The organism is uncultured Campylobacter sp., assembly GCF_938018145.1.
Classification (GTDB): Bacteria; Campylobacterota; Campylobacteria; order Campylobacterales; family Campylobacteraceae; genus Campylobacter_A.
Genome location: NZ_CALIII010000285.1, coordinates 1 through 10,917, shown reverse-complemented (window position 1 = coordinate 10,917; position 10,917 = coordinate 1). Strand labels below are relative to the sequence as shown.

The following is a 10,917-nucleotide window of genomic DNA, read 5'->3' as shown; positions in this document are numbered from 1 at the left end:
TGACGTGATCCCCATTGGCGCGGGAGCGAGCAAAAGCGCGCTAGAAAAGATCCGCGAGTGCCTGGATGCCGGCGATGTGGTGGCGTTGTTTCCGGAAGGCCACATCAGCTATAACGGACAGATAGACGAGTTTGCGCACGGTTACGAGATAGCCGCAAGCGATACGAACTCCGTCATCGTGCCGTTTTATCTGCGCGGTCTTTGGGGCTCTAGCTTCTCGCGCGCTCAAAAATACTATCAAAGAATCAGCCGTAAAGTAGACGGCAAACGCGCTATCAGGGTGAGCTTCGGCGCGCCTTTGGCGCCTGAGACCAAAGCCCCGCAGGTGCGCGAAAAGGTCGTCGAGCTGTCGTTTTTTAGCTGGGCCGAGTATCTAAAAACTCTAGAGCCTATGCAGTTTAGCTGGCTAAAACACGCTAAAGCGGATATGTTTAAGCGCTCGATGGTAGATAGCACGGGCGCTGATCTAAACAATCTCAAGGTTATCGCGACGGTGCTAGTGTTTTTGTCCAAATTTAAATTCGCGTTTTTAAAAGAGCGAAACGTCGGCGTGATACTGCCGTCCTCGGTGATGGGTAGCATTATAAATTTGATGCTATTTATCAGAGGCAAGATAAGCGTAAATCTAAACTACACGCTTAGCGAGCAAAATTTGATCGGCTGCGCGGACAAGGCTGGGTTAAGAAGCATAATCACGTCGCGCCAGTTTATCGCCAAGCTAAAGGCTCGCGGCTTTGAGCTGGAAGAATCTCTAAAAGGCAGACTCATCTATCTCGAAGACGTCGCGCAGGGCATAAGCAAGGCTGATAAAATTTGCGCGATGCTAAAGGCGATTTTGATGCCGCGCTGGCTGCTTGAGCTTATTTATTTTCGCGACGTTCGCATCGACGACGATGCGACGATACTCTTTAGCAGCGGCAGCGAAGGCACGCCAAAAGGCATCGTGCTAACGCATAAAAACATAATGGCTAACATCAAGCAAATTTCAGAGATCGTAAATACGGACGGCAACGACGTGATCTTGGCGTCGCTACCGATATTTCACTCGTTCGGGCTTACTGCGGCGACCTTTTTCCCGCTTAGCGAAGGTATCGCCTCGGCTCACGTGCCTGATCCTACGGACGCCTTTGCCGTGGGTAAGATGGTTGCTAAATACCACGCGACGATAATGTTTGGCACGTCGACGTTTTTTAGGCTCTATACCAAAAACAAAAAGCTAAATCCGCTGATGTTTTCTACGATCCGCTACGCCATCGCCGGCGCCGAGAAGCTAAACGCGGCCGTTAAGCGCGAGTTTAAGATGAAATTTGGCGTCGAAATTTACGAGGGCTACGGCACGACCGAGACCTCGCCCGTCGTTAGCGTAAATACCGCAAACGTGCTAGAGCCCGAGTTTTTTAAAGAGCTCGTTTTCTCAAAAGAGGGCAGCGTGGGTCTACCGACAGCCGGCACGATAATAAGAATCTGCGATCCAACGAGCCTAGCAAAGCTAGAAAACGGGCAAGCGGGCCTCATCCTAATCGGCGGCCATCAGGTAATGAAGGGCTACTATCTGGACGAGGAGCGCACGAAAGAGGCGATCGTCGAGCTAGACGGCGTGCGCTACTATAACAGCGGCGACATCGGCTTTTTGGACGAGGCGGGCTTCTTAACTATCACGGATAGGCTCTCTCGCTTTGCCAAAATCGGCGGCGAGATGATAAGCCTAGGCGCGCTCGAGGCTCAAATTTCAGCCGTGCTGGGTGATGAGGCGACCTTTGTCTGCACCAACGTCGCCGACGAGAAAAAGGGCGAGCAAGTCGTCATGCTCTTTAGCGGCGAGATAAGCGAGGAGGAGCTAGCCGCGCGCATCAGAGCTTCTGCGATACCATCTATCATGCAGCCTTCAAAGATTTACAAAGTAGAGGCCGTACCGGTGCTAGGAACGGGCAAAGTGGACTTTAAATCAAGCAAAAAGCTAGCGGCCCAGCTGGTCGCGGGCGAGGGAAATTTGGGCGCGGCGGAGGAAGCTTAAATTTACGCTATGAGAGGCAAATTTGGCGGCTAAGTCGTCAAATTTGCCTACCCTTCTAAGCTCTGGCAAAAGACCCCTGCAAAATTAAATTTTAAAACAGCGATATCCGCTTATAAACACCTAAGTTTAATCGCAATATAATCATAATGTAAATAAAACAACAAGGCAAATTTTGAACTTAAATTTAAAACAAAAACTCTTCGGTAGCAAACTTAAAAAGATAGTTTGGTTGGTAGTGCTTTTTACGGCGATACTTTGCGCAGCATTTATCCGTATAATTCCCGATTACTCCACTTCACGAGGCTTCGCCGTCGTTTCCCTCCCTGATTACAATAAATACAAGCAAGGATACTGCCTAAAAGAGGATAGGATTTTACCAAAAGAGGAGCTGTATAAAAAAGTAGCGGGGGCGTATTTAGATTATGATATAAAACTAGATTGGATGATTGACGATTACAAATTTAAAACCTACGGTAGTTTTTGGCATAGTAGATACGAGGTTGCATACTATGAATTAGAAAATATAAACTTATCGAATTGTTTTGAAGTATTGGAAAAATATTATCAAGAGGGAAAAACGACCGAGGAGATACTGATGAAAGAGTTAAAGGCTAAAAAAACCGATCCTAAAAAATATCTAAAAATATCTCCGGATGGCGTAAGTCTGGGGCTTGATAGGCCGATAATTAGGATCGGTGGTGGTGATAAAGACACTACAGGCACTTTGTTCCTTGATAAATTTGCTATATTTAACGGCAATTATATGCAATTTAACCATTCGGAGTATCTGTACGATACGAGAGAAAATTTTATTATCGTGAAGAAATACTATAAAGAGAGAAAAAATGCTGTAGTCGGTATTGGAAAAGGTTTTAAATTTGATAACTGCGGGAATTTAAATTATCCGCTGGAAGAATATTATTTGGGCGGTAGAGATATAGAGAGACGCTAAATTCTCTAAGATGAATTTTATTAAAAAATTTAAGAGACTTAAGACCGATGGATGCAGAGCAAAGGTATAAATTTCACAGAGCGGCGAGATATTTGCTAGCGGTGCCGATGGTTTTTTTACTCGCTTGGTGGGCGGCGGCTTTGATTTTGGCGGTTTTGCCTTTTGAGGGCGCGCTAAGGATTGCCGTTTTTGCGGCAATATTTGCGATTTTGGCTTGCGCGCTGCTTTGGTATTTGTTCAAAAGGTATAAAAATTTTAAGCCAAGCAAGCTGTTTGTAAAAAATCCAAATCTTAGTTTGCTACTTTTTACGGTAGAAAATTTATCGCTCGGCGCTTTTTACGGCGGGTTTTTGGCATGCCTCGCGGCGGGGTATTTTTGGGGCGAGCGTGCCGCCGGCTGGAGCGTGGCGTTTGCATTTGCGTTCGCGCCCGTTTGTCTGATCGTTTTCGTGATCTCGTATATGTTTAATGAAAAGAAAGGCTAGGCGTCAAATTTAAGCGCCCAAATTTATGAAATCAAAAAGGTCAAATTTGACGGCCAGCGTTTAAATCAAATTTGACTTTACAAAATTTGAGCCGATAAATTTGATCGTCAAATTTAACCAAAGCAGCCAAACTTACCGCTCGCGGCTCAAATTTGCTCGTAAAATTTAGCCAAAACGGCCGTATGTTACAAAGCGCGCTTAGTTTCGGCTCAAATTTTCCCTGATTTTGCTCTTTATCGCCTCTAGCTCCTCGCCCTCAAATCTCATCAGCGTCCGCTCCACGCCGTGCTTTATCATCCCCTCTTTGTCGCACGGCACGAAGTCCCAGTCTTTTTGAAATACCGCGTGCTTGCCCATAGTTTGGTTGCCGTTGCGCTGCGTGTAGCCGTTTGCGTTTAGATCGTTATCCCACGGCCCCCACTCAAACGCCCCGCTAGGCCCAAACAGCGCGATCACGGGCACGTCGTTGGCCGCGGCTAGGTGCATGATCGCCGTATCTACGCCGATAAACATCGCGGAGCGCTTCGAGAGCGCGGCGGTTTGCTTTAGGGTGAGTTTGCCGCCTAGATTTACGGGGCTAGAGGAGCACAGCGCCAGCACGTCGTCTAGCTTTTTTAGCTCGGCGTCGTTGTTGTCGGCTGTTAGCACGACCCGCACGCCAAGCCCCTCGCAAAAGTCGATTATCGCGGCCATAGTTTCGTCGTCCGCGCACTTAAACATCCAGCGGCTAGTTAGGTGCACGTGGATAAATTTAGGCGGTAAATTTAGATGACTGATGCAGTCCGGATCAAAATACACGCTAACTCTTTTGCCGCTAGGCTCGTGTCCTAGCGCGGCCAGGGCGTCTAGATTTCTATCAACGGTGTGGCGCAGGCCGCCTATTTTAGGGGCTTTGTGCGTGATTATTTTATTTACGGCTTTGTTTTTGCCCTCAAAGCCCACGATGGTTTTTATCTTGGCGTATTTGGCGACGATGATGCCGCGGTCGCCCGTCGTGGTCTGCACGGCGATGTCGTATTTTTGCTTTTTGATAGCGCGGATAAACTTTAGCTCGCGCCAAAGTCGTTTGAAAAAGCCGACCTCTTTTATATTTGCTCGGTCGTAGATATGGATGTTTTGGATGTTTGGGTTGCCCTCGATCATCGCCTCGGTGCCCTTGTTTAGCGCGAAATCTATCTGCGCGTCAGGGTAGATGCGGCGCAGGTTTTCGATGAGCGGAGTCGTGAGCAGCACGTCGCCGATGTTTCTAAATTTCATAACTAGGATTTTGATTTTTTTATCTTTCATTTTACGTACTTCCAAAATGTGTATTGCGCGTAAAGCCTTGCTATCACGTAGCCGCGCCAGCCCTCGCGCCAGCCGCCTTTTAGGAAAAATAGCTTAAAAAACGTCCACGCGGGATTTAAAACGGCCTTAAATTTGCTTGATTTTACACCCTTTGCGCCAAGGCTCGAGTAGCGATTTTGCTTAGCGATAAACTGCTCGATATTGTCGTAGGCGTAGTGTTTGAAGTGGTTTTTTAGCCTGCCGATTTCATTTTTTGGGCTGGTTGAATTTGCTTCTTTTGCGGCGTCGGCCGAGATTTGTCCGCCGGTTTTTGCCGCGCTTTTTAAAACGACCTTTTCGTGTATCTCGCGCCCGTCAAATTCCGCCTGCGTCTTGTCAAAAAGCCTAACCGTGCAGTCTGGATAAAGTCCCATCGTGCGCACTTCTTTGCCGAAAAATATATTTGCGCGAGCCACCTCGTATGCGCAAAACTCGGGACGCTGTAAAATTTGCAAAATTTCCTCCCGCAAAGGCTCTAAAATCACCTCGTCGCTATCTAGCACGAAAACCCAGCGATTACGCGCTAGATCCACGCCCAGCTGCTTCTGCGCGCTAAATCCCAGCCATTTTTGCTTGTGAAATTTGACGTTTTTAAACCCAGCGCAAATTTGCTCCGTAGCGTCGGTAGAGCCGCTATCGACCACGACGACTTCATCTGCAAATTCGCAGCTTTTTAGCACCTCGGCGAGGTATTTTTCGCTGTTAAGAGTGAGGATTACGACGCTTAGCATTTATAAATTTCCTCGTTAAAATGCTTAAATCGTTTATGAAACCAAAAATACTCGCCAGGCTTCTCGCGTACGGCGGCCTCGGTAGCGTCTGATTGAGCTTGCGTGGCCTTTTGCACGGCGTCGTCTTTATCAAAATCCCTAATGTCAATCGGCGGAAAAAAGCAAATTTCGCTGAGGTTTGCCCCTTTTTCGCGGATAAATGCGGGTACGATGAGCGCGTCCGTTTTTTGCGCGAAAATGCTAACCGCGGGCGTATGCAGGACTTTTCGTCCGAAAAATTTAACCTCTACGCCTTCCTCTTTGGCGGTGTTTTGATCGACTAGGATGCCGACTAATCGGCGCGCCTTAACCGCTTTTAAAATTTGCTTGGCGCCGCCCATTTTATCGATTAGCTCGATATCAAAGCGGGTGCGGTTGGCTGCCAAAATGCGCTGCATGACCGCGCTATCAAGCGCGCGTCCGACGATGCTAACGCCGCCGAATTTTGCCGCCATCGCCAGCGAAAAGAGCTCCCACTGCCCGTAGTGCGCGGTTTGTACGATGATCGGGCGGCCCGAGGCGAGCACGTTTTGAAAGATTTCTAGGTTTTTAAATTCGACTTTTTCTAGGATTTTTTCCTTGCTCGCGTTTTGATTTTTTATAAAATTTACCGCAAATTTGGCATAGTTTCGGTACGTGTCTTTGATGATCCGCTCTTTTTGCTCGGCCGTTAGCTCGCCCGCGTAGGCGAAATTTAGATTTGCTCTGATGATTTTGGTGTGTTTGGCGTCAAATTTATAAAACAAAAACGCGATGAAATTTAAAAATGGATCTAGCAAAAACGCGGGCGTAACGGTAAAGATAAATTTAAAAAATCTATAAAGCCAAAGGTAAAATAAATCACGCATCAAGTAGCCTTTTTGCCGCGTTTGCGATAGCCTGCGGCGCGATATCTCGCACGCAAAAGTCGCTTTTGTTTATCTTTTTCGCGTCTATTTTTTTGCCGGCATCCAGCGTTAAATTTACGGGCGTTGCGTAGGCGTTTCGCTCGGCCGGCCGGTTGCCAAAAAGCGTGATAGAGGGGCGATTTTGCGCCCAGGCGATATGCGTCACGCCGCTATCGTTGCCGATAACAAGGTCGCAGGACGAGATAAAGCTTACGAGCTCTTTTAGGTTTAAGCTTAGCGGTTTTGCGTTTGAGTTTTTGATCAAATTTAGAGCCTCTTTTTCCTCTTTTTCGCCGTTATAGCAGATAAAAATTTCATTTTTCGGCTCGTCAAGCAGCGCGATAACATCGCCAAATTTATCGTAAATTTTACTCGGCTCGCTAGCAAAAGGCGCTATCAAAATTTTCTTTTTTGAGCTTTTAAATTTACTTTGCGAGGCGCTAAAACAAGGCTGTTTGGCTAAAATTTCATCCTCGCTAAAACTAAAACCTAAGGCAAAAGCCGTAAGTTTTAAATTTCGCAAGATGATATTTTGGGCGTAGTCGCAATTAAATTTATACCTATAAAACAGCGCCGCAAGCGGTTCTTTGGCGCTAAATTTATCAAATCCGTAGCTATTTTTTCCAAGAAGCTTCGCGACCGCGGCGGATTTGAGAAGTCCTTGCAGGTCGATGACGTAGTCAAATTTGCCCTCTTGCTTAGCAGACGCGATCAGCTCCAAGCTTTTTTTGTATTCGCCGTTTTTTAGCGGTAGCGATACGACGCGCGAAATTTGCGGGCAAAGGAATAAAATCTCGCTAAATTTGGCGTCGGCAAACCACGTTATTTTAGCTTTTGGTAGGTGCTTTTCGATAAACTGCAAAATGACTACCGCGTGGACGATGTCGCCCAGGGCGGAGAGCTTGATAACGGCGATGTTTGGGGCTGGGTTTTTATTCATTTATCGCTTTTATAAAGATTTTTAGCTATCATTTTAGGCAAAAATAGCTAAAAAAGGTTTGAAATGGCTAAAAATTATATCTGCGTTTTTGACTGCGAAACGGTGCCCGATACCGCGCTTTTGCGTAAAATTTACGGGTATGAGGGAAGCGACGCGGAGGTGGCGAGGCAGGCGTTTGCCGCGCAAAAGGCAGCAAGCGGAAGCGAGTTTTTGCCCGTGATGTTTCACCGCGTTGTGGCGATTTCAGCTGTGATGGCGGACGAGTACGGTAAATTTTTGCGCGTAAGCACGATGAAGGGCGCAAACGAGCGCGAAATCCTAAATAAATTTATCGGCTTCGTAAATTCGCACAACCCGCGCCTAGTTAGCTTTAACGGACGGGGCTTTGACTTGCCGATGATTTTAACGCGCGCGATGAGGTATAACGTCTCGTTTCCGAGCTTTTACGAGGTCGAAAACAAGGAGCTTGGCAAAGGCAAATGGGACGGCAACTACCGCGACCGATACAGCGGCAAATTTCACTTTGATCTGCTTGACCACGTGAGCGAGTTTGGCTCCGTGCGTGGGCTAAAGCTGGACACGCTTTGCGCGAGCTTAAATTTGCCCGGCAAATACGACGTGCACGGCGATCAGGTGATGGAGCTGTTTTTTGACGGTAAGATCGACAAGATCAACGAATACTGCGAAAGCGACGTGCTAAACACCTACTGGCTTTTCCTAAAATACGAGCTTTTGCGCGGAAATTTGACGCTGGATGATTACGCCGACGACATCTCGGTGATGAGCGAGTGGCTCGCGGCAAACTGCGCTCAGATGGGCTATACGCCGGTGTTTTGCGAGGCGGTCGAGCGCGAGCTGGTGCGCCTTGAAACGCAAAACTACGAGGATGAGCCGGAGCTTGACGAAGACGGCGAGCAAGCCGGGACAGAGGAGTACTACACCGAAGAAAATATGCCCGAGATAAATTTGGACGAGCAGTGAGAACGGGCGCAAAAATACGCTAAAATAGCGTCAAATCACAAAGGAAAAACATGAAAATTTTAGTAACCGGAACGGCGGGATTTATCGGATTTCACTTGGCAAACGCCCTCGTAAAAAGGGGCGACGAGGTCGTCGGGTACGACGTGATAAACGACTACTACGACGTAAATTTAAAGCTCGCGCGCCTAAAAACGGCCGGTTTTGACGTGAGCGAGATAGACTATGGCAAGCTTACCACCTCAAAAACGCAGCCTAATTTAAAATTTATAAAAGCCGATCTAGCCGACGGCGAGACGATGAAAAAGCTTTTTGAGAGCGAGAAATTTGACTGCGTCGTAAATTTAGCCGCTCAGGCGGGCGTTCGCTACTCGCTAATAAACCCGCAAGCCTACATCGACAGCAACGTCACGGGATTTATGAACATCCTAGAGTGCTGCCGTCACAACCAAACCGCAAATTTAGTCTACGCAAGCTCTAGCTCGGTCTACGGCCTAAACGAAAATATGCCCTTTAGTACGCACGAGGGCGTAAATCACCCGATCAGCCTCTACGCCGCGACCAAAAAAAGCAACGAAATGATGGCGCACACGTACTCGCATCTCTTTGGCGTGCCGACTACGGGACTGCGATTTTTCACCGTTTACGGTCCGTGGGGACGCCCTGATATGGCGCTGTTTTTATTTGTCGATGCCGCGCTAAAAGGCAAGAAAATCGACGTCTTTAACTACGGCAAGATGAAGCGCGACTTTACCTACGTGGACGACATCGTAAAGGGCATCATAAAATGCATCGACAACCCGGCAAAACCAAATCCCGCGTGGGACGCGAAGCATCCCGATCCAGCCACCTCTAGCGCGCCGTTTAAGGTCTATAATATCGGCAATAATAGCCCCGTAGAGCTCATGGACTACATCAAGGCCGTCGAGCTAAAAATCGGCCGCGAGATAGCAAAAAACTTCCTCCCGCTTCAAGCCGGCGACGTACCTGCGACCTATGCGGACGTGGGCGATCTGGTAGCTGACTTTGACTACAAGCCAAACACTAGCGTAAATGACGGAGTGGCTAGGTTTATCGAGTGGTACTGCGAGTTTTACGGGGTTAAAATTTGAGATTTTTCGCTCTCTTGCTGGCCGCCTTTTTAAATTTTGCTTTGGCGGCGCAGAGCGAAAACATAAGCGGCGCGGGTGTAGATACCGCTAAAAAAGCTAAATTTGAGCTTTTAAAGCTTAGCGAATACAAAGGTCAAAACGTCGGCGGTTGGCTAGCTAGCGAGAAACTAGACGGCGTGCGCGCCTACTGGGACGGGCGAAATTTGCTCTCTAGAAACGGTAAAATTATAGCCGCGCCAGAGGGCTGGAGCGCGCATTTTCCGCCATTTGCGCTTGACGGCGAGCTTTACACCGCGCGGGGCGAATTTGAAAAAATCCAATCGATCGTGATGGATAAAACGCCGAGTGTTACGGTGTGGAGCGAGATCAAATTTTACGTTTTTGACGTGCCTGAGGCTAGCGGCGGACTTTTGGAGCGGCTTAGCGAGCTTGAAAAATTTATCTTGCAAAATCCGCAAGCCGGGCAAAATTTAAAGATAATCAAACAAGTAAAAGTAAAAGATAACGCCGAATTTGAGGCGTTTGCGGAGGCCGTCATCGCAAAGGGCGGCGAGGGTGCCGTCGTGCGCGAACCAAACGCGCCATACGAGCGAAAACGAAGCAAAAACGCGCTGAAATATAAAAAATTTAAAGACGCCGAGTGCGAGGTAACGGAGGTAAATGCTGGCACAGGTAAATACGCCGGACTCATGGGCTCAGTAACCTGCAAGGCGTTTAGCGCGGCAGGCTCAAACCCAGACGAGCAAATCCCGCACGGAGTTAAATTTAAAGTGGGCTCGGGCTTTAGCGACGAAGATCGCGCAAACCCGCCTAAAATCGGCTCTATAATAACCTACAAATATCAAAATTTAACCGCAAAAGGAGTGCCGAGGTTTCCGATATTTTTGCGGGTTAGAGAGGATTAAATTTAGCTGTTTTGGGGCAAATTTGTCCGCCTGTTTGCTTTGAAAAGGATGCCGTAAATTTACGCTAAGCACGTGATAGGGTGGCTAAATTTAACGCTTACTTTTTTCGTGTTTTGTAAAACATTGCTCGTCAAGCCGAGTTAATTCTTTTTCTACTATTTGAAACAGTTGTGTCAAAAACCGCTCGTTTTACGCAGCTGTGGCTCTCTTGGGCAAATTTAACAGACGCATTGCTGCAAAAGTTTTCTATAAGTTTAATCTACATATAATACCGAAGCTATCTAAAATCGCTCATCTTTTAGGAGAAAATTATGAAATATGTTTTGCTTGGTTTAATGGTCGCAAGTTTTGCTTTTGGTACAGCGATTGATTGCAATAAAAAAACGCATTGCAGTCATTTTAGTAGTTGCGCAGAAGCAAAAGAGTACCTAAAAAAATGCGGAAGATACGAGGACGGCGGCACTCAAAGAACCGACGGCGATAATGACGGCATACCTTGTGAAAGACAATTTTGCAATAAAGGAAAATAATTTTAGCAAAGTTGTATA

General features: G+C 47.3%; 11 protein-coding genes. 7 read left to right on the top strand and 4 right to left on the bottom strand.

Annotated features, from left to right (window positions below; translation table 11 throughout):
- The 3 genes from Q0338_RS06645 to Q0338_RS06635 form a co-directional block, all read left to right on the top strand.
- On the top strand, positions 1 to 2,014 hold a 2,014-nt coding region (locus Q0338_RS06645; RefSeq protein WP_298086076.1), incomplete at its 5' end, for an AMP-binding protein.
- Positions 2,015 to 2,186: 172 nt separating this feature from the next.
- The gene (locus Q0338_RS06640) at positions 2,187 to 2,966 is read left to right on the top strand and encodes a hypothetical protein (protein WP_298086075.1); all 780 of its coding nucleotides are present in this window, start codon (positions 2,187 to 2,189) and stop codon (positions 2,964 to 2,966) included.
- Positions 2,967 to 3,013: 47 nt separating this feature from the next.
- Positions 3,014 to 3,451 (top strand): hypothetical protein, encoded by a 438-nt coding sequence (locus Q0338_RS06635; RefSeq protein ID WP_298086074.1) that lies wholly within the window; start codon positions 3,014 to 3,016, stop codon positions 3,449 to 3,451.
- Between the two features lie 198 nt (positions 3,452 to 3,649).
- Here the strand turns inward: Q0338_RS06635 and rfaQ are convergent, their stop codons facing one another.
- From rfaQ to waaC, 4 genes are read right to left on the bottom strand one after another with little or no spacing between them, the layout of a single operon-like run.
- Entirely contained in the window at positions 3,650 to 4,738 is a 1,089-nt protein-coding gene (rfaQ, locus tag Q0338_RS06630) for a putative lipopolysaccharide heptosyltransferase III (protein ID WP_298086073.1), read from the bottom strand.
- Positions 4,735 to 5,508 (bottom strand): glycosyltransferase family 2 protein, encoded by a 774-nt coding sequence (locus Q0338_RS06625; protein ID WP_298086072.1) that lies wholly within the window; start codon positions 5,506 to 5,508, stop codon positions 4,735 to 4,737. Before Q0338_RS06625 ends, rfaQ begins: the two co-directional genes overlap by 4 nt.
- Entirely contained in the window at positions 5,502 to 6,395 is an 894-nt protein-coding gene (locus Q0338_RS06620) for a lipid A biosynthesis lauroyl acyltransferase (protein ID WP_298086071.1), read from the bottom strand. The genes Q0338_RS06625 and Q0338_RS06620 overlap by 7 nt, the downstream gene beginning before the upstream one ends.
- Positions 6,388 to 7,374, bottom strand: coding sequence for a lipopolysaccharide heptosyltransferase I (gene waaC, locus Q0338_RS06615; RefSeq protein ID WP_298086070.1), 987 nt, complete (start codon positions 7,372 to 7,374; stop codon positions 6,388 to 6,390). Before waaC ends, Q0338_RS06620 begins: the two co-directional genes overlap by 8 nt.
- Positions 7,375 to 7,437: 63 nt before the next feature.
- Here waaC and Q0338_RS06610 point away from each other — a divergent pair, with 63 nt between their 5' ends.
- From Q0338_RS06610 to Q0338_RS06595, 4 genes are all read left to right on the top strand, one after another.
- On the top strand, positions 7,438 to 8,355 hold the full coding sequence (locus Q0338_RS06610; RefSeq protein ID WP_298086069.1) for a 3'-5' exonuclease: 918 nt from the start codon (positions 7,438 to 7,440) through the stop codon (positions 8,353 to 8,355).
- A gap of 50 nt (positions 8,356 to 8,405) precedes the next feature.
- A complete protein-coding gene (locus tag Q0338_RS06605; RefSeq protein ID WP_298086068.1) occupies positions 8,406 to 9,464 on the top strand; it encodes an NAD-dependent epimerase in 1,059 nt (352 codons plus the stop codon).
- Entirely contained in the window at positions 9,461 to 10,369 is a 909-nt protein-coding gene (locus Q0338_RS06600) for a DNA ligase (protein ID WP_298086067.1), read from the top strand. The genes Q0338_RS06605 and Q0338_RS06600 overlap by 4 nt, the downstream gene beginning before the upstream one ends.
- Positions 10,370 to 10,680: 311 nt before the next feature.
- Complete coding sequence (locus tag Q0338_RS06595) at positions 10,681 to 10,899, top strand: excalibur calcium-binding domain-containing protein (protein ID WP_298086066.1); 219 nt, start codon at positions 10,681 to 10,683, stop codon at positions 10,897 to 10,899.
- Positions 10,900 to 10,917 lie beyond the last annotated feature (18 nt).